This window comes from Pseudoalteromonas sp. SWXJ133 (genome assembly GCF_015864365.1).
GTDB lineage: Bacteria > Pseudomonadota > Gammaproteobacteria > Enterobacterales > Alteromonadaceae > Pseudoalteromonas > Pseudoalteromonas arctica.
In genome coordinates, this window is sequence record NZ_JADYXJ010000007.1 from 18396 (window position 1) to 44922 (window position 26527).

General features: G+C 38.9%; 26 protein-coding genes and 1 pseudogene. 9 read left to right on the forward strand and 18 right to left on the reverse strand.

What is annotated here, in order from left to right; translation table 11 throughout:
* The first annotated feature begins 2 nt into the window (after positions 1–2).
* Positions 3–1025, forward strand: coding sequence for a M48 family metallopeptidase (locus I6F40_RS06985; protein ID WP_166376701.1), 1023 nt, complete (start codon positions 3–5; stop codon positions 1023–1025).
* The gene (locus tag I6F40_RS06990) at positions 1012–1410 is read left to right on the forward strand and encodes a DoxX-like family protein (protein WP_166376702.1); all 399 of its coding nucleotides are present in this window, start codon (positions 1012–1014) and stop codon (positions 1408–1410) included. Before I6F40_RS06985 ends, I6F40_RS06990 begins: the two co-directional genes overlap by 14 nt.
* A gap of 54 nt (positions 1411–1464) precedes the next feature.
* On the opposite strand, the gene speB is transcribed toward I6F40_RS06990, so the two are convergent.
* The 6 genes from speB to I6F40_RS07020 all read right to left on the reverse strand — a co-directional run bounded on the left by speB (position 1465) and on the right by I6F40_RS07020 (position 9308).
* Entirely contained in the window at positions 1465–2388 is a 924-nt protein-coding gene (gene speB, locus I6F40_RS06995; protein ID WP_166376703.1) for an agmatinase, read from the reverse strand.
* 3 nt (positions 2389–2391) lie between these two features.
* A complete protein-coding gene (gene speA / locus I6F40_RS07000) occupies positions 2392–4305 on the reverse strand; it encodes a biosynthetic arginine decarboxylase (protein ID WP_033029053.1) in 1914 nt (637 codons plus the stop codon).
* A 348-nt stretch (positions 4306–4653) separates the two neighbouring features.
* Entirely contained in the window at positions 4654–4875 is a 222-nt protein-coding gene (locus I6F40_RS07005; RefSeq protein ID WP_166376704.1) for an EexN family lipoprotein, read from the reverse strand.
* A 182-nt stretch (positions 4876–5057) separates the two neighbouring features.
* Complete coding sequence (locus tag I6F40_RS07010; protein ID WP_166376705.1) at positions 5058–5927, reverse strand: MYG1 family protein; 870 nt, start codon at positions 5925–5927, stop codon at positions 5058–5060.
* Between the two features lie 279 nt (positions 5928–6206).
* The gene (locus I6F40_RS07015; RefSeq protein WP_166376706.1) at positions 6207–6668 is read right to left on the reverse strand and encodes a GNAT family N-acetyltransferase; all 462 of its coding nucleotides are present in this window, start codon (positions 6666–6668) and stop codon (positions 6207–6209) included.
* 387 nt (positions 6669–7055) lie between these two features.
* Positions 7056–9308: a sensor domain-containing phosphodiesterase gene (locus I6F40_RS07020; RefSeq protein WP_166376799.1), complete on the reverse strand. Its 2253-nt coding sequence runs from the start codon at positions 9306–9308 to the stop codon at positions 7056–7058.
* 309 nt (positions 9309–9617) lie between these two features.
* On the opposite strand from I6F40_RS07020, the gene cysZ reads away from it, so the two are divergent.
* Entirely contained in the window at positions 9618–10328 is a 711-nt protein-coding gene (gene cysZ, locus I6F40_RS07025) for a sulfate transporter CysZ (protein ID WP_197192716.1), read from the forward strand.
* Between the two features lie 47 nt (positions 10329–10375).
* Here the strand turns inward: cysZ and rlmM are convergent, their stop codons facing one another.
* From rlmM to hemA, 12 genes and pseudogenes are all read right to left on the reverse strand, one after another.
* Positions 10376–11461, reverse strand: a complete 1086-nt coding sequence (gene rlmM / locus I6F40_RS07030; protein WP_166376708.1) for a 23S rRNA (cytidine(2498)-2'-O)-methyltransferase RlmM — start codon at positions 11459–11461, stop codon at positions 10376–10378.
* A 17-nt stretch (positions 11462–11478) separates the two neighbouring features.
* Positions 11479–11847: a DUF423 domain-containing protein gene (locus I6F40_RS07035; protein ID WP_007583972.1), complete on the reverse strand. Its 369-nt coding sequence runs from the start codon at positions 11845–11847 to the stop codon at positions 11479–11481.
* Between the two features lie 19 nt (positions 11848–11866).
* Positions 11867–12502, reverse strand: a complete 636-nt coding sequence (locus I6F40_RS07040; protein ID WP_166376709.1) for an alpha/beta family hydrolase — start codon at positions 12500–12502, stop codon at positions 11867–11869.
* 2 nt (positions 12503–12504) lie between these two features.
* Complete coding sequence (locus I6F40_RS07045) at positions 12505–13407, reverse strand: transcriptional regulator GcvA (RefSeq protein WP_166376710.1); 903 nt, start codon at positions 13405–13407, stop codon at positions 12505–12507.
* A 121-nt stretch (positions 13408–13528) separates the two neighbouring features.
* Positions 13529–14383, reverse strand: a complete 855-nt coding sequence (gene kdsA / locus I6F40_RS07050; protein WP_166376711.1) for a 3-deoxy-8-phosphooctulonate synthase — start codon at positions 14381–14383, stop codon at positions 13529–13531.
* Between the two features lie 9 nt (positions 14384–14392).
* Entirely contained in the window at positions 14393–15646 is a 1254-nt protein-coding gene (locus I6F40_RS07055; protein WP_007583967.1) for a DUF819 family protein, read from the reverse strand.
* A gap of 14 nt (positions 15647–15660) precedes the next feature.
* Entirely contained in the window at positions 15661–16488 is an 828-nt protein-coding gene (locus I6F40_RS07060; protein WP_166376712.1) for a tetratricopeptide repeat protein, read from the reverse strand.
* Between the two features lie 149 nt (positions 16489–16637).
* Positions 16638–17012, reverse strand: coding sequence for a SirB2 family protein (locus I6F40_RS07065; protein ID WP_166376713.1), 375 nt, complete (start codon positions 17010–17012; stop codon positions 16638–16640).
* Between the two features lie 89 nt (positions 17013–17101).
* A pseudogene (locus I6F40_RS07070) lies at positions 17102–18052 on the reverse strand (DUF3369 domain-containing protein); the annotation flags it as partial.
* Between the two features lie 54 nt (positions 18053–18106).
* Entirely contained in the window at positions 18107–18946 is an 840-nt protein-coding gene (prmC, locus tag I6F40_RS07075) for a peptide chain release factor N(5)-glutamine methyltransferase (RefSeq protein ID WP_010554719.1), read from the reverse strand.
* A gap of 2 nt (positions 18947–18948) precedes the next feature.
* Entirely contained in the window at positions 18949–20034 is a 1086-nt protein-coding gene (prfA, locus tag I6F40_RS07080) for a peptide chain release factor 1 (protein ID WP_007583962.1), read from the reverse strand.
* A 7-nt stretch (positions 20035–20041) separates the two neighbouring features.
* Positions 20042–21298 carry a glutamyl-tRNA reductase gene (gene hemA, locus I6F40_RS07085; RefSeq protein ID WP_010554718.1) on the reverse strand — a complete coding sequence of 419 codons (1257 nt, stop codon included), beginning with the start codon at positions 21296–21298 and terminating at the stop codon, positions 20042–20044.
* Positions 21299–21381: 83 nt separating this feature from the next.
* On the opposite strand from hemA, the gene lolB reads away from it, so the two are divergent.
* The 6 genes from lolB to ychF all read left to right on the forward strand — a co-directional run bounded on the left by lolB (position 21382) and on the right by ychF (position 26374).
* Positions 21382–21969 carry a lipoprotein insertase outer membrane protein LolB gene (gene lolB, locus I6F40_RS07090; RefSeq protein WP_166376714.1) on the forward strand — a complete coding sequence of 196 codons (588 nt, stop codon included), beginning with the start codon at positions 21382–21384 and terminating at the stop codon, positions 21967–21969.
* Positions 21970–21971: 2 nt separating this feature from the next.
* Positions 21972–22829: a 4-(cytidine 5'-diphospho)-2-C-methyl-D-erythritol kinase gene (ispE, locus tag I6F40_RS07095; protein ID WP_010554716.1), complete on the forward strand. Its 858-nt coding sequence runs from the start codon at positions 21972–21974 to the stop codon at positions 22827–22829.
* 88 nt (positions 22830–22917) lie between these two features.
* Complete coding sequence (locus tag I6F40_RS07100) at positions 22918–23865, forward strand: ribose-phosphate pyrophosphokinase (RefSeq protein WP_007583957.1); 948 nt, start codon at positions 22918–22920, stop codon at positions 23863–23865.
* A gap of 149 nt (positions 23866–24014) precedes the next feature.
* Positions 24015–24626: a 50S ribosomal protein L25/general stress protein Ctc gene (locus I6F40_RS07105; protein ID WP_197192695.1), complete on the forward strand. Its 612-nt coding sequence runs from the start codon at positions 24015–24017 to the stop codon at positions 24624–24626.
* A 19-nt stretch (positions 24627–24645) separates the two neighbouring features.
* Positions 24646–25230 (forward strand): aminoacyl-tRNA hydrolase, encoded by a 585-nt coding sequence (gene pth, locus I6F40_RS07110; protein ID WP_007583954.1) that lies wholly within the window; start codon positions 24646–24648, stop codon positions 25228–25230.
* 52 nt (positions 25231–25282) lie between these two features.
* Complete coding sequence (gene ychF, locus I6F40_RS07115; RefSeq protein WP_007583951.1) at positions 25283–26374, forward strand: redox-regulated ATPase YchF; 1092 nt, start codon at positions 25283–25285, stop codon at positions 26372–26374.
* Positions 26375–26527 lie beyond the last annotated feature (153 nt).

The window sequence follows — 26527 nt, forward strand, 5'->3', positions numbered from 1 at the left end:
CTATGCATGTAAAGGGACATTTTTTCCCCATCGCATCGAGTAACTATCAAGTGTGTGTTGCAACTATTAGCGACACACACGTTGAAGTTATCAATGATGAACACGTTATAGCTCGCCACGCAATCTCAAGTCTAAAATTAAGTTCGGGGATGGCAGGACTTGCCGACGAACTAAACTTTGAAGATGGCAGTCGTTTTATCCCTCTTGATGTAAGTTACAGATGGCCATTTAAAGAAAGTAACCATCACATAATGGAGCGCCTTGAAAAAAGTAAATGGGCAATTTTAGCCGCAGTCATATTTACACCGCTTTTTATGTGGTTAGTACTTTATAAAGCGGTACCGGCCATTGCTGTTTACAGTGTTGATACCCTGCCACGTAATGTTGTGGAACAAATGGGGGAGCAAAGCTTTACACTAATTAAAAAGATTGCGCTTGACCCAAGTGAGCTGCCCGCAGAGCAGCAAACTAAAGTACAAGCACATTTTACAAGTATGCTTAATGCGTTATCGCTTGATCAATCGGTTTATAGATTATCGTTTTATAAATCAGACAGCTTTGGTGCTAACGCGTTTGCACTACCCCATGGCCGTATCGTGGTCACAGATGATTTAGCAAATTTACTTGCCGATAAACCCAATGCACTAAAAGCGGTATTGCTACACGAAATGGGCCATGTAGTCCACCAGCATAGCGTACGTATTACAGCACAATCTGCCGCAAGTACGATTGTGTTAGCGGTTGTATTTGGTGATTTAGAAGGGGTTGCAGAGGTTGCGTTAGGTACAGGTGCATCGTTTGCTCAGCAAGGATTTTCACGAGATATGGAACGCGAGGCAGATAGCTTTGCTCTCACTCAATTAGAGTCGCTTGGGTATTCGAGTAATGACTTTGCTGATGCAATAGAGGCCCTACAAGAAAGCCATACCAGCGAAAACGAACACCTAGAAAAAGTAAATGACTTTTTAGAGTACTTGTCTAGCCACCCAAGTGCACAAGAGCGTATTGACAATGCTAGGAAATAATCGCAGTTATATTCAACTTGCTCGCTACATAGTGAGTTTAAGTTGGATATATCATGGCCTTTTTCCAAAGCTTTATCATATTGCACCACTTGAAAAATTAATGACTGGCAGTGCTGGTTTTTCAGCAGAAGTGTCTGACTTAATTACACGTTCGGCGGGTGTTGGTGAAATTATATTTGGATTGTGTTTATTTGTGTTTTATAAAAATAAACACCTAGTAATTTTAAATATTTTAGCGTTAATTGGCCTTTTACTCGCTGTAGTTGCAGTGCAGCCACAATTACTTATTGAAGCATTTAACCCTGTTACTACTAACCTGCCTCTTATTGGGCTAAGCGTTATTTGGTTAAAGGAAATTAAGCTGCAGAATAATCGATATCTCTAAATAAAAAAGGGTATGCCTGCGCATACCCTTTTTTATAGTACAAAATTTGTAAAATTAGTACTTATTTTTATGCGTCCACAAATGCAGTAATTCGCTCGCAATGGTTGCTGCGGCAATTGCGGTAAGCTCACTTTGGTCGTACGAAGGTGATACTTCTACCACATCCATACCTACCATGTTTATGCCTTTTAGCGCACGCAGTACTTTAAGTACTTTATCTGACGTTAAACCACCGCACACAGGAGTGCCTGTACCAGGCGCAAACGCAGGGTCTAAACAATCTATATCAAACGTTAAGTAAACAGGTAGGTCACCTACTCGTTCAAGTATTTGCGCTGCAATATCATTTGCATGTAAATCGTTGGCATGCATTGCATCAATCACAGCAAACTCATGTTTGCTTTGATCAAAGTCGGTACGAATACCTATTTGTATACTGTGCTCAACATCAATTAGCCCTTCCATTGGCGCATGATAAAACATAGTGCCGTGATCAAATCGCGAGCCGTTGCTATAGGTATCTGTGTGCGCATCAAAATGTACCAGCGCCATTTTGCCATGTATTTTTGCGTGAGCGCGTAACAGCGGAAGCGTCACAAAGTGATCGCCCCCTAAACCTAATAACGTTTTACCTTGGCGAAGTATTTGCTCAGCAGCCATTTCTAGTTGCGCAGTAAAATACTCAGGATCGCCAACAGGGTAAGTAAAGTCCCCTGCGTCTGCCACTTTTAAACGCTCAAACAACGGAAACGTCCACGGGTACTTAGTGTCTTCCCATGCTAAATGAACCGATGCACGACGAATCGCATCAGGACCTAAACGTGCACCAGGGCGACCCGATGTCGCTAAATCAAACGGTAAGCCTAAAACGACTACGTCTGCATCAATTGCATTAATATTTTGCACCATAGGACGACGCAAAAACGTCATCCCATTTGAGTACAATGAGTGATCTGCGTGACCAAACAAAGTCGACATTGCTTATAACTCTTCTAAATAAGTGTAGCCATCAAGGCCGCTTTGCAACTCGTCTAAAACGCTTTGCTGTTCGTGTTTTTCAATTTTAGTGCTTACTAACTGCTCGTATGATTGCTGAAAACTTTCAACATCTAAATGTACATAGCGCATCATATCGGCAACAGTGTCGCCTTGGTTTATCTCGGTAATACTTGCAACGCCTTGCTCATCCATATTAACAATTGCGCTGTGCGTATCGCCAAACAGGTTATGCATATCACCTAAAATTTCTTGATAAGCACCCACCAAGAAAAAGCCCATTAAATAAGGTTTATCAGCACTAAACTCTGGTACAGGTAATGTGCTTTCAATACCTTGTCCATCTACGTAATGTTCAAGTGCGCCATCTGAATCACAGGTTATATCAAGTAATACAGCACGTTTTTTTGGTGCTTGCGTTAAGCCACTTAATGGCAATACCGGAAACACTTGATCAATGCCCCATGCATCAGGAAGCGATTGAAATAACGAGAAGTTTACAAAAAACTTATCGGCTAAACGTACATTTAACTCGTCAATAATAGGACGATGAAAACGGTTTTTGTTATCCATGTGCTTGTTAAGTTCATAACAAATACGGATATTAATTTGCTCAGCCCACGCACGCTGCGATAAGTCTAATAAACCGAGTGCAAATTGGTTATGCGCTTCAGCTAAATCACCTTGGCTGTCGTGATAAATTTCAATTAATGCACGGTCATCCGTTAAATCAGTTAACTGTACAAACGATGCCCACATATTTTTTAATAAAAGTGGTGCATCTGCCGCTGGCGCTACTAACTCTTCTGGCGTATAACTTTCAGTACCAATAACATTGGAAATAAGCACAGCATGATGCGCTGTAAGCGCACGACCCGACTCAGAAATAATAGTCGGCATTGGTTGCTCATACTGCTTACATGTATCACCAATGGTGTACACAATGTTATTTGCATATTCAGCTAAGCTGTAATTCATAGAGTTATGCGACTGGCTACGCGTGCCGTCGTAATCAACAGCCAAACCGCCGCCTACATCAAGGCAATCAATTTCTGCGCCTAATTTACGTAGCTCACAGTAAAAACGCGCAGCTTCGCTTACACCTAAACGTACGTCACGAATGTTCGCCATTTGTGAGCCTAAGTGAAAATGTACTAGCTGAAGTAAATCAAGCTGGTTTGCGTCTTTTAAACGATTAACTACATGCAAAACTTGCGATGCAGATAAACCAAATTTTGATTTTTCGCCGCCACTCGCTTGCCATTTACCTTTACCTTGCGACGCTAAACGTACACGAATACCAATGCGTGGTTTTACGTTAAGCTCTTTTGCTTGGCTAAGTACCATGTCTAGCTCAGAAAGCTTTTCAAGTACGATATACACTTTATGACCTAGCTTTTCGCCAATAAGTGCTAAACGTACGTATTCTTTATCTTTGTAGCCATTACATACAATAACAGCGCTGGTTTTTTCAGCCAGTGCTAATACCGTAAGTAGTTCAGGCTTGCTGCCTGCTTCTAAACCAAGTTGCTTTTTTTCTACTTGTGCTTGGCTTGCTACTATTTCTTCAACCACTTCACGTTGTTGGTTTACTTTTATTGGGTAAACTAATAAGTAGTCTTTAGGGTAACCATAGTTTTCAATCGCTGTATTAAATGCGCCGCATAAGCTGTGTACACGATGGTGTAAAATTTGCGGAAAACGAACTAAAGCAGGTAAGCTTAAACCTTTATCTTGTAGTTGCTTTGCGATATCTGTTAATGCAATAGTTTGCTCTGGTGCATGAGCCTTGGGCGCAACATACACATCACCTTGATCATTAATACCAAAAAAACCTTGGCTCCAATGACGAACATTGTAGCTCGTACGAGCTTGTTCTAGTGATGTTGTTTCTTTCATTTATCTTTCTCTTTTATTTAATTAATGCCAATAATGAGTATCGGCTGATTGCGCGCATTAAAAGAAAAATAGAGATTTAAGTCCAACAAGTATTTTTACTCGTAACGAGTGATTTTTGGTGTTAAACAATTAGCTAATCAATCACGGCTCGGTAACACGTATAAAATAAGGATTTAATAAATATTTCCGCATAATATTTGTGATGCTAAGAGAGAGTTTATGAGTATATTTGAGGAACAAATTTTGCGGCGTTGTAAATCAATATGCATCTTTAAGAATAGAAAAGCTCCGCAATACTTGAAACATATTGAGGAGCTAAAATATTAAATAATATAGCTTTAAAATGAATTAATTCATTAAACCTTTAAGTACATTATCTACTAATTTTTTTTGAGCTTTAGCTACGTTATCACACTTGTCACCAAGTATTTCTCTACCTTCCATTGCTGCTTTTGAACACGATTGCATTGCTTCAGATAAAAGCTCAGGATCTTCAACATAATCATCCACAGATGGGGTACATGCAGCTAGTAATAAAACAGTTGGTATAATAAGCAGTAATTTTTTCATTTGTATTTCTTCTTTTAATTAGTTTGTAACTGAGCTTAGATTTTATGCCCAGCTACTATAGCTTCGTCCTTATAAGAATTTGATCTAGTTCAAATACATCAAAAACCGAAGAAACATAAGTGTAACATTCGAACTTTATACTATTTTCATTTTTAGTTCAATTACTTACTACAAAGCATTAATTACACTTCAAGCGCCATAGTGGCAAGTTTCATTGTGCTTTCAAACGACTTAGTGCCCGCTATAAATAAACCATTGTGACAGAACACAGCGTCGTCTATACCGGTTTCATCTACAAACGCTTGATCAGATAAACCTGACCATGCTTTAGGAAGCGGCTTTCTATCTTCAAACGAGCCAGGCTCAACGGGTACTGTTTGTAATATCCATTGCCCAGAATGCGATGGGTAGACCATGTATAACGCATCGCTTGATAAAATATGCACTGTTTTTTTCCACGGTGTGTATTTTTCAAGCACGATTACTCTGGCATCTTCTGCATTTTCAATTGCTTTAGCAACGATCGCTTTTGCATTTACACTACCGTGAGCTGAGGCGATAAAACGAATGAGCATGCGAGCTGCAAATTCAACAGCTTCATCAAAACAGATATCAAAGTTACTTTCTTCTTCCCATGTAGGATTAAACATTGAGATTGTTTGGCTCAGGCTTATCCCTTTTGATACACCTTCAACATGACCACAGTCAATGGCATCAATGGTTGAAACTAAGCCTGAATCCACTCTATCAGCAACAGCTTGGTTATCATCACATAGCGCTAAGCCGTATTTTTTCCACACTAAACCAAATGATGAAAAAGGGATGCCATTCTCTCGCTCGCCTGCACCACCACGTTGATGATGATCAAAGCGATTAGTTTCAGGATCGTATTCGCCACCTACATCAATTACAAAGCCGGCACTTTCTATAAGCGCTTTATCGCGAGTACGTACCAGTTTAAACGTTGGCAAAACATGTTTAAGTACCGCAATACTAAAAACGTCATCTGCATGAAAATTACCATTGTGGGTTACTACTGTTATTTCGCTCATTTGTTTATTGCTACTTTTAGAAAAGATAAAAATTCTCGCTTTGTAAGTTAGTCACTAATTATCGAGGCAGATTTTATACGAAGACAGGTGTTAAAAACAGTGAAGTATTTTTTGCATCACCATAAAAGCATTTTTATAGTGATTAGTTTGCTCATGGCGTTTATTGCAAAGCAATAATAAGTAGCTTCTTTAAGCTAATCTAAATTAGAATAAAATGAATGATCATGGACCTGATATTTACGACACATTAAGCTTTAACATGTCGTAGCGTTAATAAGCTTATTGGCTAAGCCCTAATTCCATGAATACACTTTGTGGGTTATCTACATATGAGCCAAAACTGCTACAGCGTTTAAAGCCTAAATTTTCATATAAATTGATTGATTTTATTTGTTTTGGACCTGTTTCTAAACGTATTAACGGGATTTTCTTTTCGCCAGCTTGATGTAATAAAATCTGCATAATACGTCTTGATAGCCCTTTACCACGATGACTTGGTTTTACATATAAACGTCTTATTTCGCCATAAGGCTGAGTATCAAATTTCTCTACAATCGCACCACAGGCAATAATACCTTCATCAGTTTTTAAACCAATAGCATACACATTGGGTAAGGTTAATTCGTTTAACTCCAGAGACTGCGCTGTAGCAACAGGATATAAAGAATTTATAAGTCGGTCTATATCGTCAAATACATTTACTACATCGGGATCATTAGGGTTCAAATCGACTAACTGCATAAAGCTTCCATTCATTGTTATAAGTTTACTAAGCTTTAAATAATATATTCAAGCGGGCGTAGCTTAGCATTGTTTAACCAAAAAATCTTTAGTCCTTATTTAGCATATAATTTGGGTAATTCTAGCAGCTAGAAAAAGCAAAAATGACCTAGCACATACGAAGTTTCTACTTGGTTATTGGTTATTGGTTATTAGCAATTAATAAATATTGGCCTTTAAGTAATCAATTTTGGAGATAACCGTGTCGATAACAAGGCAAAAATTTCGTTATTTAGTTGTTATCACTAATTGCTTCTGGATTGATCTACTTCCTGCATCTACGCAGTCGTATATCAGAAATTTTTAACACTGTTAGCGTCAGATTTAATCCCAAAAATTGATTTAGTATTATTGCAGATTGGTTTTAGCACTATGCCATTTTAAATAACGCTCTTTATCCATCGGCTTTGCAACTAAGTAGCCTTGCATAGTGTCAATGTTCATTTTTTTAAGTAAGTCATATTGCTCTGCTGTTTCTACGCCCTCTGCAACTACGGCTAAGTTTAAACTTTTTCCTAAACTAATAATTGTTTGCGCAATATTAAAGCCAATTCCATTATCTAAAATTTTATCAATAAAGTTTTTATCTATTTTCAATTCTTTAACAGGAAGCGCACTTAAATAAGCTAAGCAAGAGTACCCTGTTCCAAAATCGTCAATAGAAAATAAAAAGCCAGCCGCAATGAGCTCTTTCATTTGCCTAATTGTATAATCTATATCACTAGAGAGCATTGACTCGGTTATTTCTAACTTAATTTGTGATGCTCGAATATCAAATTTATTGATAGTGTTGAACAGCTCACCTTTTAAATTTGATGAATTGAACTGACTTTGACTAATATTAATTGAAACACTAAACGAGTCGTCAATGATAGTGCTTACTTTAAGCTCGTTAATTAAAATACATATATCATGCAAAACAATATTTTGTAGTTTTTGAATAAGTCCGTATTGCTCCGCAATAGGTATAAATTCGTTTGCTGTTATCAGCCCTCTTTGAGGATGGTTCCACCTAATGAGAGCTTCAGCACCAACAACATCCCCCTGCGTATTCATCTGTGGCTGAAAGTAAGCACAAAACTCATTAGACGCAATCGCTCTCACTATGTCGGTTTCTAGCTCTGTTTGCTTTTCAAGTAATGTTTGCAAGGCTGGATCGTAAAAGCTGCTGCTATTACCCCCTTTCTTTTTAGAGCGATACATAGCAGTATCTGCAAATTTTAATATATTGCCAGCCTGTGTATTTACGCTATCAATTAGGCAAATACCGATGCTACAACTTACTTGAAACGCAAGCTTGCCCACTTCAAACTTATCATGAAAAGCTTTTTGAATTTCTTTAGTAACGCTTTTGCACTCAAGGCTAGCTTGCTGTGTATTTTGCCCAACGCATTTAAGTAGAATAATAAATTCATCACCGCCCGCTCGAGCCAACGTATCGGAGCCTTTTATTATTTCGCTTAACCTTTTTGATAACTCTACAAGTACTTCATCGCCCGCACTGTGCCCTAGCGAGTCGTTAATACGCTTAAAGTTATCTAGGTCTAAAAATAATAATGCTCCTATATTTTTGGTACATTTTACATTTTCTACACATATGCTTAATCTGTCGCTAAGCATTCTTCTATTTGGAAGGCTAGTTAATGGATCGTAAAAAGCGAGTTTATGGACTTCTTGCTCTGCTTTTTTCCTTATTGAAATATCTCTGGCCATCCATACTATATGCCTTTTTGTAGGATTGTTAGGATGGTAATGATCTAATGCAGCAGCTCGGCCTTCAAAAACTATACTCCCTTTCGGGACATTTAATTCATATTCAAATATTTGCATCTCGTTAGTCGAAAGTGTTTTTTCAATTACGTCCATTATCATCTGCGCATCTTTTTGAGGAAGCAGATCTTGAACGTTTCCACCAATAAGATCCGTAGTCGAATCAAGCAGTAACTCATTAGAGGTACCATAAATATCGGTATATACACCATCTTCACTTAAGATGAGGATGAGATCAGGCATTACTTTGGTGAAGGCTTTGAATTTTTCATTACTGTGCTGTAAATTAACGACGAGCTGTTTTGTCTTCTCAAATTCGTTACTTTTCTCAAGAGCAATACTTGAAAAGTGCACAAAAAAATCTATTAATTCTAAATCTTGCTCTGATGGAGCTTTAGGGGTGCTGTGATAAATAGCAAAGGTGCCTAACAAATCAGCTTGAGTTGAAAAAATAGGTGTTGACCAACATGACTTAAGATCAAACTTTAGCGCTAAATCTTTAAATTCCTCCCACAGCGGTGAGGTTTCAATATTTTCTACAATTGTGCGAGATCTCGAGAATGCTGCTGTACCACATGATCCCACCTTTGGCCCTATGTGAACCCCATTAAGCAAACTACAGTACTCTGGATGAATATTAGGGGCTGCGCAATGAAAAAGCTGCTGGCCTTTAACTGATAAAATAGAACACCTAGCAGATTCATCATCAATAATCTGCTCTATTGATAAACAAATTTCAGTAAGTACTTCATTTAAAGGTACCCCTAATGCAATTTTAGATAAAATACCTTGCTGGTGAGATAATAACTTTTTTAACCTATCAGTACCCATTTCCATTTGCTCGCATTATTTATACATATTGATACAACAAAAAGCCTCAAGCAGATGCTTTTTTTCTACGTAGTAAAGTTAAGTATAGTCATGATTATTAAGTTTTTTATTTTATTAGTAAAAAAGCAATCAGCCCGACCTCTATTAATAATTACATATTTATGAACGCCTATTACTACTATATGAGTAAAACCAACGTATTAAAGCTAACACTTTGTTACTTAAAAATACTGTTCAAAATAATTAAGCTATTTATACTGTCGCTAATGGTGAATATTTTTTGAGGTTACAGTGCAGATCACACAAGGTATGGAATATTTTTTTTCGGGATTTAAATTAATTAGCCAAAAAGGGTTAAAGCGTTTTGTACTTATCCCGCTTTTAATTAATGTTTTACTATTTGGTAGTTCGTTGTTTTTCTTATTTGGATGGCTAAGTGATAGCTTTAGCTACATCAGTAACATGCTACCAGAATGGTTAAGCTGGCTTGAATGGCTAATGTGGCCAATTGCTGTATTAGTCGTATTATTTAGCTACAGTATGCTATTTACTATAATTACTAATTTTATTGCAGCCCCCTTTAATGCTTTATTAAGCGAAAAAGTGGAGCTTTATTTAACGGGTCAAAAAATTAATGATGACGGTTTTTCTGAATTAGTTAAAGATGTACCTAGAATGCTTGCCCGTGAGTGGACAAAGCTTTGTTACTACCTTCCCCGCGCTATTGGCTTTTTTATATTACTTTGGATATTACCTGTCATAGGGCAAATTCTGTGGGTGTTATTTACCTGTTGGATGTACGCTGTGCAATACGAAGACTATGCGTTTGATAACCACAAAATTGACTTTAAACAGATGAAAGACGATTTAAAAGCTAAACAAGGTTTGTCATATGGGTTTGGTTTTGCCGTTATGCTATTAACCGCTATACCATTTATAAACTTAATCGTTATGCCCGTTGCAGTGTGTGGTGCAACGCGTTTATGGGTTGATAACTATCGTCCTAAATACAGAAATTAAAAGTAAAAATGGGTCTAGCGACCCATTTTTACTACCACATGAAAATGTTAGCTGTATAGATTTTGTGGCACTTTAGTCACATTTAAATGAACGGTTATTTCCTCACGATCATGATAGAGATGTTTAGCTTGTAACTCGTAATTAATACCATGTTTCTCAAGCTCTTTTCTGATCATCGAAAGACACTCATAAACACTATCAAAGCGCTTTTTCATAGGTAGCTTTAAGTTAAATATAAACTCTTTTGCGTATGCATTTACTGCCCAGTCAATCATTAGCGTCGTCACTTTGGTTGGTTTTTCTACCATATCGCACACTAACCAAGTAATATTTCTTTTTTCTGGGCGATATTTAAAACCATCTGCTCTAAAATGTTTAACTTGCCCCGTTTGCATTAAATCGTCGTTCATTGGACCGTTATCAATCGCACTTACAAACATACCACGGCGTACAAGCTGATAAGTCCAACCACCCGGGCATGCACCTAAATCAACACTGCGCATACCCGCTGCCACGCGTGATTCACGTTGCTGCTCAGGAATAAATACATTAAACGCTTCATCGAGTTTTAACGTTGAACGACTCGGTGCATCGCTTGGCATACGAAGGCGTAAAATACCCATGAAAAATGGAGAATTATTAAAGCTATACGAGTAACCAACATAAGCCGTATTGTTTGTTAAAAACATGACATGCATTACTGGGCGGTTTGCTTTTGGCTCTCGCAGTACTGTATTTTGTTTTTCGAGGGCTTTTTTAAGCGGCGTTGATATTTTTTTACAGAACGTTAAAAGCTCTTTGCCTTCATTTGTATCTGGCGTTTCTACACGTAGCTCTGAGCACAATGTAAAATCTTTAGCAGCTTCAACTACTGCACTTACACGGTCCTCTACTGGCATGTTTTCAAGTAATGTGCCGGCAAACCATTGGCGTGCAAACACCATATTTTTAAAATCGACTTTTTTGATTATTTCGTCGCTGTGATGCGCTTCAAAACATTCGTAAACAACATAACCTGTATTTGGCTTTGCTTTTACATACCCTGCAAAACCCTGCTCTGCAGCATGAAACGTTATTTCAGCAGCGGCATCGCTTTCAAAACCACTACGACAATAAATCACAACACTAGACATATTAACCCTTAAACTCTTTAAAACTTAAATCGTGCAACTTGCACTAAAATAACAATCCAACCAATAATAAAGCACAATCCACCAAGCGGTGTTATCGGCCCTAGCCACTTCATATCTGTTAGAGCGAGTAAATATAAACTGCCACTAAAAAGTAGTGTGCCCGTTATAAAAAAGCCACCAGCCCAACTCAGGTTTATGCCCCATTTAATTAAAATAGCCACCGCAATAAGTGCAAGGCCATGCACCATTTGATACTCAGCAGCTGTTTTAAAAACCCCTAATGAATACTCCGATAAACGGCTTTTTAAACCATGGGCAGCAAATGCACCTAACATAACCGAGAGCATACAAAAAATACTGCCGGCCATTAAAAATAATTTAATCATCTAATCCCCTAATCGAGTCTTAACACATCTCTACTTGTTGCTTAATAAATTCAACGGCACTTAACGCTGCTGTTTCTCTATTTTGCAGTTCAGTTACGCCACTTTTTTTACGTGGTTTTAATGAATGATCGCCATCAGTCAGCCATGTGAGTAAAGGCTGTTTTGGCATTTCCATAGTAAGTAGTTCTTCACGTGTACCAAATGTATCTCGCTCGCCCTGTAATACTAAAAAAGGGCAAACAATATCAGCAAAATGATCGGTGCGTAACTTTTCTGGCTTACCCGGCGGATGAAATGGATAACCAAATGCAATAACACCCGAAAGTCTTTGCTCTGTGCTGCACGCAAGCATTGATGCCATGCGTCCGCCCATCGATTTACCGCCTATAAATAACGGTAAATCTGGCTGCGTTTGCGCAAGTATTTGCTCATAATAAATAAGTAGCTTTGGCGCTCGCTCGGGAGGCCTACGTTTATTGGTTTGTTTAGCAATTTGCATATACTCAAAATCAAATAAACCAACATCAACACCTTGCTCGCTTATTAATTTTGCCATGTGCTGCATAAAGTCAGAATCGCTACCAGCGCCTGCGCCATGCGCAAATATAAACTGTGCAATTGCAGGTTGCGCCGTGCTTTTAAACCATTCAATCATTATTAATACTCATATTCCTGCTCATGCTCTACTAAGCTCAGCATCCACTCTTTAAACGAGACTATTTTACCAAGCTCTGTTTGCGATTCACGAAGTACTAAGTAATATGCATTTTTACTCTCTAAACTGTGATTAAACGGAATAACCAAACGCCCTGCATCTATATCAGGTTTAGCTAATACACTATTACCAATTGCCACACCTTGCCCATGCACTGCAGCTTGTAACACCATTGAAGAGTGACTAAATATAGGCCCTTGATTAACCTGAATGTTACGCACACCTGCGGTTTTCATCCACGTTTTCCAGTTTTTACGTGTCGTGTCATGCAATAAGGTGTGATGCGCTAAATCACTAGGTTGATCAAGCGGCTTTGGCCCGCTTAATAACATAGGACTACAAAGTGGTACTAAATATTCGGTATGAAGTTTGTACGCTTGTACGCCATTCCAATGACCTCTTCCATAGTAAATAGCAATATCTACGTCATCAGTCAGTGAGTTTTCATCTTGATCTTGCGCTTTTATTCGCACGTCTATCTCTGGGTGTAACTCATTGAATAAACTCAAACGAGGTACCAACCATTGAATAGCAAAACTGGGTGTTAAGCTTACTGTTAATGAACCTTTAGCACCACGGGCTAATAGCTTTTCAGTGGCATCAATAAGCTGAGTAAAAATCTCTTTTATATCTAAAAAATAGCCTTGGCCTTCTTCAGTTAATAGTAATGAGCGATTTTTACGTAAAAACAACTTTAAGCCTAAATGTTCTTCTAGTGTTTTTATTTGATGACTTACTGCCGCCTGCGTTACATAGAGCTCTTCTGCAGCCTTCGTAAAACTTAAATGGCGCGCAGCCGCTTCAAAGGCTTTTAATGCGTTTAATGGAGGTACCCGTCTTGACATAATAACCAAGCTTAGAATTAGTTTTTCTTATGCGTGGGATTATATACATCATATAAGTTTGTGTATATTAAAGGCATAAAAAAAGCGACCTGAGTCGCTTTTTAATAAACATCATGCTTAATTATAAATCGCTTGCACTTGTATCAAGTGGGGCAAAGCTTTTAATTAAATCATCAACTGCTTTCATTTGCGTTAAGTACCCTTCTAACTTACTAAGTGCTAACGCACATGGGCCATCACATTTAGCTTCGTTAGGATTTGGATGCGCCTCAATAAATAAACCTGCAATACCCAGCGCCATACCGCTGCGCGCAAGCTCTGCAGCTTGTGCACGACGACCATCAGCAGAATCAGCTCGGCCACCTGGGCGTTGAAGTGCATGTGTTGCATCAAAAATAACAGGCGCCATTGCTTTCATGTCATCCATACCCAGCATATCAACCACTAAGTTGTTGTAACCAAAGCTAGAACCACGCTCACAAAGTGCGATGTTATTATTACCCGCTTCATTAAATTTAGTAATGATATGGCGCATTTCGTGTGGCGCTAAAAACTGTGGTTTTTTCACGTTAATAATTGCACCTGTTTTAGCCATCGCCACAACTAAATCTGTTTGACGTGCTAAAAAGGCTGGTAACTGAATTACATCAACAACTTCAGCAACAGGTGCTGCTTGATGCGGTTCGTGTACATCGGTAATAAGCGGTATGTTGAAGGTGTTTTTAATCTCTTCAAATATTTTTAAACCTTCTTCCATACCAGGACCACGGTACGAATTTATTGAAGAACGGTTAGCCTTATCAAATGACGCTTTAAATACATAAGGAATATTGAGTTTCGTCGTAACTTCTACGTAGTGCTCTGCAACACGCATAGCTAAATCGCGAGATTCTAATACGTTAATACCACCGAACAATACAAACGGTTTGTTGTTTGCTAGTTCAATTTCGTTGATTTTAATAATTTTATCTTTCATTTAAATTCCTTAAGGTGCAACTGCTTGCATCATTAATCCACAAATATAAGCCATATACGTACCCACACCATAGCCCAGTACAGCTAACAGGACACCAACAGGTGCTAATGAGGGATGAAACGCTGATGCTACAACAGGTGCAGACGCTGCACCACCTACATTAGCTTGCGAGCCCACAGCCATATAAAATAACGGTGCTTTAATTAGTTTAGCTACTACTAACATTATACTTGCATGCACTAACATCCAAATGGCACCAACTAAAAATAACCCTGGGTTATTAAAAATAGCGGTTACATTCATATGCAAACCAATCGATGCAACTAAAATATATAAAAAGCTAGAAGCTACTTTTGAAGCGCCAAACGCTTCTATTTGTCTCACTTTAGTAAACGATAAGCCTATGCCAATCGTTGTTGATATAACAATTAGCCAAAAGAATTTACTGTTTAAGCTGTACTCTTTTGCCCACTCATAAGTAGTGCCAAAGTACGGACCTAAAAAGTCAGCACAAAAATGCGCTAAACCGGTTATACCAAATGCAATTGCAAGCAGCGTCATGTAATCGTTAAGAGTAGGAATGCGCGCGTGTTCAGCGTGATAGGCTTCAACACGTTTTTTTAAGTCTTCAATTGCGCTTGTATCAGCCCCCGTAGCTGCATCAATCTTTTTATGGTTTGCTGCCATTAACAATAAAACAGCCATCCAAATATTCGCGACTATTACATCTACTGTAATCATTACAGAAAATATATCACCACCAACTTCAAACATCTCTTTCATTGAGGCTTGGTTAGCACCACCGCCAATCCAGCTACCCGCAACGGTTGTCATACCGCGCCATACTGCATCGGGCCCATGACCACCAACAATACTTGGATCAAATGCACTCACGACTAAAATAGCTAATGGCCCGCCAATAACAATGCCTAATGTACCCACTAAAAACATAATGAGCGCTTTCGGGCCTAAGTTAATAATGGCTTTTAAATCAATACTAATTGTAAGCAGTATTAAACAAGCAGGCAGTAAGTAGCGCGAAGCCACATAATAAACATTGGATTTATTACCGTCTACAATACCAAAGGTATTTAATAGTGATGGCAAAAAGTAACACAGTAGTAAAGCAGGTACGTATTTATAAAATCGTTTTAAAGCTGGACGCTCACTATTTGAGGTTTTAAAAATAAATCCCAAAATAATAGCAAGCAGACCAAGCACAACGGCATCATTTGTAATTAATGCGCTTTGAGTTTCAACCATAATTATTCCTATTCTTAATGGTGCGTTTTATTATTATCTTCTAGTTCTTCTATTTGGTGTTGAATTATCTCTATTGCAGGATCGTCCGGACACTCATCGACAAAAAACTGTAAATCATCACGTGCCATTTTAGGGCAACCGAGCTGATTTAATAAGTAACCTCTGTCGCGTCTCTCATACGGGTCGTCGCCTATTAGCTCCATTAGCATCTCTACACAGGTCAAAGCATGACCAAATTTGTTTTCGCTAATGAAAGACCATTTTTGCTGAGCTAAAAATAGCTTATATACTTCGTCATCAAAAATTAACTCTAAAGGCTCTTGTTCTTGTCCATCATCTTCATCTGCGTTTTCAGGGATGATATACCAGCTTTGTTGCCCGCTGCTTGGCTCAATTATGTAGCCCTCTTCATCACTTATCGCCACATGAACACCAACATCACCCAGCGTAAGACTAAGATTTGTATCAAAGTTAGCTTGTTGTAAAAAGTGGCAAAGTATAATTGCAAGCGTTGTTGGTGAGCCACTTCGCATAGAAAGCGTATAGCTTAATGTATTTAATTTGTATTCAGGCACTTTTAAGCCTGAGGCACTAAATAGCCAATCGCTGTAAAACATATCTAATAATTTTTCGAAGCGATCGTGCTCATCACTCACTTTTAAACACAGCGCTGAAATTTGCTGTTCAAAGTCAGTTAAAGTTTCATAACATGGTGTTAAATCTATCTGAGGGTCCCATTTTGACTCTGCTTTAATACAGCGGTAAATCGCTGGAGGTGTAAATTCATCGTAAGCATCATCAAGATAAGATTCATCGTGTTCGTCAAACCCGAGGGTAGTCATTAATACTGCAACATTTTAGAAAACGAAGGCGTAGTTTACCTAACTTTAAAGCTATATACCAATATAGAGATGTTTTTGAATATTTTCTGAAAGGGAGTCGTATTTGAGCTTTACAAAACAACTATAAAGCTCAAATAGTCAGATATTACTTAAAGCAAAAAAGCTGATTTAGACGTCGCTAAATAACCTATCGCCAAAATAACAGCAGTGTTAACCAAAACGTAAGCAACTTTAGCGGTCATTTTAGTTTGTCTGGCACTTTTAGCCCCAATACCAATATATATAACCACTAATACTATTTTTTCTAATAACCAATATTGTTCAAACGGGTTTATTTTAGCCATAAATATAAGCGTAAGTGCTGACACTAATAGTAAAGTATCTATGCTGTGACTGCCGATCATTACCCCTTTATTTTTTGCTAAGTTACCACTGCCCATTCGCGAAAAAGCGCGAACATAAAATAAAATCACACTTAACATCGCAATTGCCATGTGTAAGTGCTTTACTGCTAAATAATCCATATGCCCCTATACTTCTGTTTTATAAAAATCTAATTAAGAAAACGGCTAAGAACCGCTTATACTTATCAATGAGTTTTACTGTGTTGTCTCATTTCAGACTGAAGCTGTACGTTTTCAAACGCAAGCTGTACATTTTGCGAGAAAATTTTAATTAAATGTCGCTGTATATCAGTTAAATCTTTTGGGATTCCTGATATAAATAATATTGAGTTGTGATTATACTTGCTGCTGCAATACGCAAATAAGTAATTATCTTTATAAATAATACTTTTTTCATTAAGTGCCTGATGACATGCACTCAACTGTTCAATTTGTAGTACGTTTTCAAGCTCTTTACCTTCACTTTGTTCAAAATCACCAGTGCCAGAACAAACGATTAATTTTTTATTATTTCCACTCTCTGGGTTCTGCGCAACTAAAGTGCTTGCATACACTGCTTGATCCGCAACACCAAGTAAAGATGTTAACTGCTGCATAACGCCTTCAATAAAGTGCTCTATTGAATGCGCAGAAAAAATATCACGAGACGCTATAATTATTTTCTCAAGCCCTTCGCGTGACTGTTCAATCGAAATAATATCCCGATACGAGCGCAGGCTCGACATAATAACAGTAAATAGTTTTTGAGCCGTTAACTCTGTTTTTGATTTGTAATCGTTAATGTCATAATTAACAATCACTTGCCGTTCAGGTGCTTGGCCGGGTTGACCCGTTCTTAAAATAATCCGAATATGATTATTTTTAGCTTCTTCACGAATAAACTTAGCAACTTGCAAACCGGCATCATCGGTTTCCATTACTACATCAAGCAAAACAATTGCAGCGTCGGGATGCTCTTTCACAAGCTCTTTTGCTTCAGCACCTGAGTACGCACTAATAAATTCTAAGCGTTTATTTTGAAACTCAAAATCACTCAACGCTAGCTTTGTCACAGCATGAACTTCAGGTTCATCATCAACGATTAATACTTTCCAGGTACCGAGCTCAATTTCATTGATTGCTTCTTCTGGTTCATCTGAAAATAAAAAATCACCCATCATAGTCGAAATTCCTTCATGGCATTATTTAACGCACTAGCAGGCAATTATTATTCTTTAGGGCCACTGTGCAAACGTTACACGGTCATTATCACCAAAGTCTTTCACTGTTTTAATATTCACAAATGCCATTTTTTTGAAAAAATGACGAACAGCTTCACCTTGCTCAAAACCGTGTTCTATTAAAAGATAGCCACTAGATAACAAATAGTCACGTGATTGTGTAATTATTTGTTTAATATCAGACATTCCACAATCATCAGCCACTAATGCCGACAAAGGCTCAAAGCGCACATCGCCCTGATTTAAATGTATATCACTGCTTTCAATATAAGGCGGGTTAGTGACAATTAGGTTGAATTTCTCACCATGTAACTCGCTAAACCAGTTGCTTTGCTTAACGTGAACGTTATTAATCGCCAATCGCTGCTGGTTACGTGTAGCCAGTGCAACTGCATCGCTTACTCTATCTACTGCAATAATTTGCCAATTAGGCATTTCACTACCCAATGCCAGCGCTATTGCACCAGTACCCGTGCCTAAATCAAGCACTTTAGCTGTAGCAGGTACAGCCACTTCAAGCGCTTGTTCTACTAACGTTTCGGTATCTGGTCGAGGTATTAAAGTTGTTGCGTTAACTTCAAGCGATAAGCTCCAAAATTCACGTTGCCCCGTAATATGTGCAACAGGTTCACCGTTTAAACGTCTTTGGCAAAAGGTATTAAATTGCTGTTGTTGTTCGGCATTAAGCGCATGCTCTGGCCAAGTAAAAAGGTAACTGTGAGGTTTTTGAAGAATATGTAGAAGTAAAACTTGTGCGTCTAATTTAGCACTTTCGCTGCTAGGTGCTAATAAATTAGCGCCTGCAGCAATAGCTTGTTCAAGAGTTTGGCTCACGATTACTCGTCGCCCATAGCCGCTAATAAGTCAGCTTGATGTTCTTGCATTAATGGGTCAATAACGCAGCTTAAATCACCCGCTACCACTTCATTCAAGCGATAAAGTGTTAAGTTAATACGATGATCGGTAATACGACCTTGTGGGTAGTTATAAGTACGGATACGTTCAGAACGATCGCCACTACCTACTAAGTCACGACGTTCAGATGCTTCTGCCGCATGGCGCTTTTCATCTTCAGCCTGTTGCAAACGTGCTGCAAGTACCGACATCGCTTTAGCACGGTTTTTATGCTGTGAACGTTGATCCTGACACTCAACCACAACACCGGTAGGTATATGTGTAAGTCGAATAGCAGAATCTGTTTTATTAACGTGCTGACCACCTGCGCCTGATGCACGAAATGTATCAACTTTTAAATCTGCGGTATTAATTTGTATCGCTTCGGCCTCTGGTACTTCCGCCATTACCGCAACAGTACATGCAGAGGTATGAACTCGCCCTTGTGACTCAGTTTCTGGCACACGTTGTACGCGGTGTACACCTGATTCAAACTTTAATTGACCGTAAACGCCTTCGCCACTAATATTTGCAATAACTTCTTTGTAACCACCGTGCTCACCTTCATTGGTGCTCACAACTTCTACTTTCCATTTTTTAGTTTCTGCATAGCGGCTGTACATACGGAACAAGTCGCCAGCAAAAATAGCCGCTTCATCACCGCCTGTTCCAGCGCGTACTTCAACAAACACGTTATTGTTATCTCGCGGATCTTTTGGCAACATTAATACTTGAATTTGATCTTCAATTACCAAAATTTGTGCTTTAGCTTCTTTATATTCTTCTTGCGCCATTTCACGCATTTCAGGGTCAGAATCTTTAAGCATTTCTTCTGCACTGGCTAAATCATCTTGCGTTTCTTTGTAAGTTAAAAACGTTTTTACAATCTCTTCAAGCTCAGAGTATTCTTTTGAAAGCCCACGAAAACGATTTTGATCACTAATGACCGACGGGTCGCTTAGTAGCGCTTGTACTTCTTCGTAACGCTCTACTAAGGTTTCTAATTTATTATAAACAGACTCTTTCATTTAACGGTTATTCCTGATCAATACCTAACATTTTTTTCAACTGGTTTAGCTGCGCCACTTCACCTTTTTTCGCTGCGTCTTGTATTGCACGGGTAGGCGCGTGCATTAAGCGATTGGTTAATTTATTGGCGAGCTCTAATATAATTTTTTCTGCATCTTTACCTGTATTTAGCTGACTAACAGCACGCTCTACAAGTTCTGACTTAATTGTTTGTACATCATTTCGATAATGGCGGATTAAATCTACCGAATCGAGTGAGCGCATCCACATTGCAAATTCTTTGGTGCGTTCAGTAATAATTATTTGCGCTTGCTGTGCAGCTTGCTCACGCGCTGCCATATTCTCGCTTACAATGGTTTGTAAGTCATCAACGGAATATAAATAGGCAGCATCTAGCTCACCTACTTGGCTTTCTATATCGCGCGGAACCGCAATATCTATAAATAGCATAGGCTTGTGACGGCGCTGCTTAAGCGCTTGCTCAACCACCCCTTTACCAATAATAGGTAAAGTACTGGCGGTAGAACTAATGACTATATCGGCTTCATGTAAACGTTCTGGTAACTGTGCAAGTGCGATAACATCTGCCGACACTTCATCAGCAAGGCTGCGAGCACGTTCAATTGTTCTATTAGCTACCGTTATTTTTTTAGGCTCATTTTGATATAAATGTTTAGCAACCAGTTCAATGGTTTCACCAGCACCAATTAATAGCACATTGGTTTGATCAAGCTTGCCATAAATATGTTTTGCTAAGTTAACAGCCGCAAATGCAACCGACACGGCACTTGCGCCTATATTTGTTTCAGTACGAACTTGTTTTGCTACCGAAAAGGTTTTTTGAAACAACCTATCAAAAGTAACCCCTATTGCATCGTGGGTTTTAGCACTAAAAAACGATTGCTTTATTTGCCCTAAAATTTGCGGCTCGCCTAACACCAAAGAATCCAACCCACACGCTACGCGCATTAAGTGGTTAATGGCGTCATTACCTTCATGGCAGTATATATTGCTGCTCAGTTCATGTTCATCCAAACCATGGAAACTGGCAAGCCAAGTTAACAGTGTTTGGGAATTTTGCTGAGCGAGGCTACAATAGATCTCGGTTCGATTACAGGTAGACACAATAACCGCTTCATTAAAGTCGGCATGGCCACTTAATTGTTGCAACGCCTCTGAAATTTGCTCAGGCGAAAAAGCCACTTTTTCACGTAATTCTACGGATGCGGTTTTGTGATTTATACCTAGTGCTATTATGGTCATATTTGCCAAATATTGCTGAGCCCTACTTCAAAGGCGGTAATTTTACCAAAAATCAGCGGAATATGGAAAGTAAGGAACAACATTTGATTCGACAATATTTGATTTTATTCATGTTTTTTTTATTATTAGGTGGCTGTGCCCATCAAATTGATACAAAAACAACGCTTTATGATGATTGGAAGCCACATTTAGCTGCTCAAAAAACTTGGCAGGTCGAGGGTAAACTCGCGTTTATAAGCCCAGAAGAGCGTCAATCTGCAAACTTAAATTGGCAGCAAACAACAAATTCCAATAATTTAATACTGACTACTTTTATTGGTACTCGTATTTTGTCGCTTAAACAAACAGCAAATGGTGCTGAATTAGAGTTTGACGGCGATGAGTACTTTGATACTAATGCTGCAGAGCTTTTAAAGCGTTTAACGGGTTTTACACTCCCTGTTGATAACGCCGATAACTGGCTTAAGGGCACCATTGACGATCAAAGTTTAGTCGTTGATGAACTAGGCCGCGCAAAGCAAGTATTATGGTTTGATAATGCAGGCAAGAAATGGCAAATAGATTACGGCACTTACGTACAAAACGCAGGTTACTGGTTACCTACTAAACTGACGTTAAAGCACCAACAAATAAAAATAAAAATTCAACTCTACGATTGGCAGTTTAAATAAGTATGAATAACAAAACCTCTTTTTCACTTATTGCTCCGGCAAAACTCAATTTATTTTTACATATTAATGCTCGCCGAGAAGATGGCTATCATGAACTAGAAACCTTATTTACTTTTTTAAATTTTGGTGATGAGTTGCATTTTGAGCTAACAACAGACGGTGGTATTTCTGTCGGTGGTGATACTAAAGACATACCCCTAAATGATAATCTCATCTATAAAGCCGCTTTATTATTACAAACACACTGTAAAACCTCTTTGGGTGTAAAAATAAATTTAATTAAACGCTTACCGATGGGCGGAGGTGTTGGAGGTGGTTCATCCGACGCCGCAAGTACTTTATTAGCCCTAAATAAATTATGGAAATTAGAACTAAATTTAGAAATTCTAGCCCAATTAGGACTTAAATTAGGGGCTGATGTTCCGGTGTTCATACAAGGGCAAAGCGCCATAGCGCATGGTATTGGTGAGAAATTACACCAGGTAAAACTTGAACAAAAATGGTACTGCGTTGTACACCCAAACCAACATGTAAGTACCGCAAAAATATTTACACATCCAGATTTAAAACGCGACACACCAAAAATAATAGGCGATTGGAAACACCATACTTTAACCAACGATTGTGAGCCTTTAGTTAAAAAGCTTTGCCCCGAGGTTGAAAAAACCCTCCAGTGGTTGCTAAAATACGCACCGTCGAAGATGACCGGAACAGGTTCATGTTGTTTTGTCGAATTTGCTAGTCAAGTTCAAGCACAAGATGTACTTGAAAATCTCCCCCATACTTGGCAGGGTTTTGTGGCTTCAAGCGCAAATGTCTCACCTGCTCATACGGAGTTAACCGCCATATTCGATCAATGAAGTAACGTACAAGTAATCATAAGTTAACTCGCAGTGGTATTTATCATTGCCCGTTAGTCCAAATATTCAGTGCCTGAGGAACCCTACCGTGCCTGACATGAAGCTCTTCGCTGGTAACGCAACACCTGAGTTAGCTCAAAAAGTTGCAAAACGTTTATATATTGAATTAGGCGATGCTGTTGTTGGCCGTTTTAGTGACGGTGAGATCAGTGTTCAAATAAATGAAAATGTTCGTGGCTCGGACGTTTTTATCTTGCAATCAACCTGTGCCCCTACAAACGATAACCTAATGGAACTTATCGTTATGGTTGATGCTCTACGTCGTGCATCTGCAGGTCGTATTACTGCCGTCATTCCTTATTTTGGTTATGCGCGCCAAGACCGTCGTGTACGTTCTGCTCGTGTTCCAATTACCGCTAAAGTTGTTGCCGATTTCTTATCAAGCGTTGGTGTTGACCGTGTTCTTACGGTTGATTTACACGCTGAACAAATCCAAGGCTTCTTTGATGTACCAGTAGACAACGTATTTGGCAGCCCTGTATTACTTGAAGATATGAAAGAACGCGACTTTGAAGACGTCGTTGTTGTATCTCCAGATATTGGTGGTGTTGTACGCGCACGTGCAATTGCAAAACTACTAAACGATACCGATTTAGCAATCATTGACAAACGTCGCCCTCAAGCAAACGTTTCTCAAGTAATGCATATTATTGGTGATGTTGAAGGTCGTGATTGTATTATCGTAGATGATATGATTGATACCGGTGGTACGTTATGTAAAGCAGCAGAAGCACTTAAAGAACATGGCGCTAAGCGCGTATTTGCATACGCAACGCACCCTATTCTTTCAGGTAAAGCAGCAGAAAACTTACGTGACTCGATGATTGACGAAGTAATTGTAACTGACTCAATTCCGCTATCTGACGAGCTTAAAGCCCTTGATAAAATTAAGGTACTTACGCTTGCTGACATGTTAGCAGAGACTATTCGTCGTATTAGTAACGAAGAATCTATCTCAGCGATGTTTGAACACTAAAATTAAACATTCCTGAGTATAAAAGCGCCTTTTGGCGCTTTTTTTGTAAGCGATGTTTATTTTGTCTGGGCGTGGTGGTATGATAGCGCGCCTTTTGGCTAGGGACCTTGGTCGCAAAGGCCCTACACATTTTAATAACTGGAGACATCATGTCTAACAAAACTTATACATATAACGCTGAACTTCGCGTAGAAACTGGTACTGGTGCGAGCCGCCGCCTACGTCGTGAAGACAAAGTTCCTGCAATCCTTTACGGAGCTGACAAAGAAGCTTTATCTCTTACTTTTGCTCATAAAGATATGATCAAAGCACAAGAAGACGAAGGTTTTTACACGCATATCCTTACGCTTAACGTTGATGGCGAAGCTGTTGAAGTAATCTTAAAAGATATCCAACGCCACCCATTCAAGCCTAAGCTTACTCACCTTGATTTCCAACGTGTAGATGCTACTCATAAATTTCAAACTAAAGTTCCTCTTCACTTCATCGGTGAAGATATTGTAACTAAAGCTGGCGCAACTGTTGTTCACCAGTTAACTGAAGTTGAAATTACGTGTCTTCCAAAAGCACTTCCAGAATTCATTGAAGTAGATGTTTCTAAGTTTGTTGTTGGCGATTCTGTTCATATTTCTGACCTTACTTTCCCTAAAGGCGTTAGCTCTGTAGATTTAGGTAAAGGCGAAGACCATGATCAGTCTATCCTGACTATCAAAGCAAACAAAGCAGCTCCAGTTGAAGACGACGCTGCAGCAGCAGAATAATTTTTAAGGTCTCGCAACCTTGAATTCTATTCAAATGCTTGTGGGCCTGGCTAATCCAGGCCCCGAATACGCAAACACACGCCACAATGCAGGTGCTTGGTTCATCGAGCAAATCGCTGCACGCTACAACTGCACCCTAAAATACGATCCTAAATATCACGGCCTTACAGGCAAAGTGATCATTCAAGGCCAAGAATTCAAATTATTGATCCCCACTACTTACATGAATTTAAGTGGTAAAGCGGTCGGTAGTTTAGCTAATTTTTTCAAAATCCCTGTCGAGGACATTTTAGTTGCCCATGACGAATTGGATTTAGACCCAGGCGTTGCCAAGTTAAAAAAAGGCGGCGGGCATGGCGGTCATAATGGTTTAAAAGACATTATTGCAAAAATGGCAAATCAAAAAGACTTTATGCGCTTGCGCATTGGTGTAGGTCATCCGGGGCATCGTGAAATGGTTACTGGTTGGGTGCTTGGAAAAGCGGCCAAAGCAGACCAAGAAAAAATGGATGCTGCTGTTGATGAAGCAGTTCGTTGCATGGAAATACTTGCAAAAGATGGTGTGTTAAAAGCACAAAACAGACTACATTCGTTTAAACCCTAATAACTTGGGTTCAAGCACATCGTTTAAACGAATCTAAACAAGGTATCTTACTATGGGTTTTAAATGTGGCATCGTTGGCTTGCCTAACGTTGGTAAATCAACGCTTTTCAATGCACTAACTAAAGCGGGTATTGAAGCCGCTAACTTTCCTTTTTGTACCATTGAGCCTAATACAGGTGTGGTACCTGTGCCAGATCCTCGTCTAGACGAACTTGCTAAAATTGTTAATCCTCAACGAGTTCTTACCACTAGTATGGAATTTGTAGACATTGCTGGCTTAGTAAAAGGCGCATCTAAAGGTGAAGGCCTTGGTAACCAGTTTTTAGCTAACATTCGTGAAACTGATGCAATTGGCCACGTAGTTCGCTGTTTTGAAGATGAAAACATCATACACGTAGCAGGCACTATTGACCCTGCTGACGATATTGACGTAATCAACACTGAGTTAGTGCTTGCTGATATGGATAGTGCTGAAAAAGCTCTTTTCCGTAATTCAAAAAAAGCTAAAGGTGGCGATAAAGACGCTAAAGAGCAAAATGCTGTACTTGAAAAAGTAAAAGTGCATCTTGACGAAGGCTTAACTTTACGTGGTTTAGCACTAACTAAAGAAGAAAAAGCAGCAATTAGCTCTATAAACTTCTTAACGATTAAACCAACAATGTATATTGCAAACGTTGCTGAAGATGGTTTTGAAAATAACCCATACCTTGATCGTGTACGCGCAATTGCCGCAGCTGAAGATGCGATTGTTGTTCCTGTATGTGCAGCTATCGAATCTGAGCTTTCAGAATTAGATGACGAAGATAAGCTTGAGTTTATGGCTGATCTTGGCCTAGAAGAGCCAGGTCTTAACCTTGTTATTCGTGGTGGTTATGAATTACTACAATTACAAACTTACTTTACAGCTGGCGTAAAAGAAGTACGCGCATGGACAATCCCTGTAGGTGCTACAGCACCACAAGCAGCGGGTAAAATCCATACCGACTTCGAGCGTGGCTTTATTCGTGCGCAAACTATTGCTTTTGACGACTTTGTTGCCTTTAAAGGTGAGAGTGGCGCAAAAGAAGCAGGTAAGATGCGTCAAGAAGGTAAAGAGTACATTGTTAAAGATGGCGATGTAATGAACTTCTTGTTCAACGTATAAGTACAAATTAAACCAATTTCACTTGGTAATAATTTTTAAAGGCTCGTTTTTACGAGCCTTTTTTGTATTTAAGTATTATAAAAATAATAATTGAGCACAATCAGGGCCTGTTGACCTTTTAGGATTGAAATTTGTTCAATCTAGGGGCTATTT

What these genes read in the sequence shown, in the direction of transcription:
- I6F40_RS07045 (WP_166376710.1), bottom strand. Translation starts at nt 13,407, where the DNA reads ATGTCAAGACGGGTACCTCCATTAAACGCATTAAAAGCCTTTGAAGCG.
- hemA (WP_010554718.1), bottom strand. Translation starts at nt 21,298, where the DNA reads ATGACCATAATAGCACTAGGTATAAATCACAAAACCGCATCCGTAGAA.
- I6F40_RS07040 (WP_166376709.1), bottom strand. Translation starts at nt 12,502, where the DNA reads ATGATTGAATGGTTTAAAAGCACGGCGCAACCTGCAATTGCACAGTTT.
- I6F40_RS07055 (WP_007583967.1), bottom strand. Translation starts at nt 15,646, where the DNA reads ATGGTTGAAACTCAAAGCGCATTAATTACAAATGATGCCGTTGTGCTT.
- cysZ (WP_197192716.1), top strand. Translation starts at nt 9,618, where the DNA reads ATGGAATATTTTTTTTCGGGATTTAAATTAATTAGCCAAAAAGGGTTA.
- I6F40_RS06990 (WP_166376702.1), top strand. Translation starts at nt 1,012, where the DNA reads ATGCTAGGAAATAATCGCAGTTATATTCAACTTGCTCGCTACATAGTG.
- I6F40_RS07065 (WP_166376713.1), bottom strand. Translation starts at nt 17,012, where the DNA reads ATGGATTATTTAGCAGTAAAGCACTTACACATGGCAATTGCGATGTTA.
- I6F40_RS07105 (WP_197192695.1), top strand. Translation starts at nt 24,015, where the DNA reads ATGTCTAACAAAACTTATACATATAACGCTGAACTTCGCGTAGAAACT.
- I6F40_RS07010 (WP_166376705.1), bottom strand. Translation starts at nt 5,927, where the DNA reads ATGAGCGAAATAACAGTAGTAACCCACAATGGTAATTTTCATGCAGAT.
- I6F40_RS06985 (WP_166376701.1), top strand. Translation starts at nt 3, where the DNA reads ATGCATGTAAAGGGACATTTTTTCCCCATCGCATCGAGTAACTATCAA.
- I6F40_RS07005 (WP_166376704.1), bottom strand. Translation starts at nt 4,875, where the DNA reads ATGAAAAAATTACTGCTTATTATACCAACTGTTTTATTACTAGCTGCA.
- I6F40_RS07060 (WP_166376712.1), bottom strand. Translation starts at nt 16,488, where the DNA reads ATGACTACCCTCGGGTTTGACGAACACGATGAATCTTATCTTGATGAT.
- I6F40_RS07020 (WP_166376799.1), bottom strand. Translation starts at nt 9,308, where the DNA reads ATGGGTACTGATAGGTTAAAAAAGTTATTATCTCACCAGCAAGGTATT.
- prfA (WP_007583962.1), bottom strand. Translation starts at nt 20,034, where the DNA reads ATGAAAGAGTCTGTTTATAATAAATTAGAAACCTTAGTAGAGCGTTAC.
- ychF (WP_007583951.1), top strand. Translation starts at nt 25,283, where the DNA reads ATGGGTTTTAAATGTGGCATCGTTGGCTTGCCTAACGTTGGTAAATCA.
- kdsA (WP_166376711.1), bottom strand. Translation starts at nt 14,383, where the DNA reads ATGAAAGATAAAATTATTAAAATCAACGAAATTGAACTAGCAAACAAC.
- I6F40_RS07035 (WP_007583972.1), bottom strand. Translation starts at nt 11,847, where the DNA reads ATGATTAAATTATTTTTAATGGCCGGCAGTATTTTTTGTATGCTCTCG.
- ispE (WP_010554716.1), top strand. Translation starts at nt 21,972, where the DNA reads ATGAATAACAAAACCTCTTTTTCACTTATTGCTCCGGCAAAACTCAAT.
- speB (WP_166376703.1), bottom strand. Translation starts at nt 2,388, where the DNA reads ATGTCGACTTTGTTTGGTCACGCAGATCACTCATTGTACTCAAATGGG.
- I6F40_RS07015 (WP_166376706.1), bottom strand. Translation starts at nt 6,668, where the DNA reads ATGCAGTTAGTCGATTTGAACCCTAATGATCCCGATGTAGTAAATGTA.
- rlmM (WP_166376708.1), bottom strand. Translation starts at nt 11,461, where the DNA reads ATGTCTAGTGTTGTGATTTATTGTCGTAGTGGTTTTGAAAGCGATGCC.
- speA (WP_033029053.1), bottom strand. Translation starts at nt 4,305, where the DNA reads ATGAAAGAAACAACATCACTAGAACAAGCTCGTACGAGCTACAATGTT.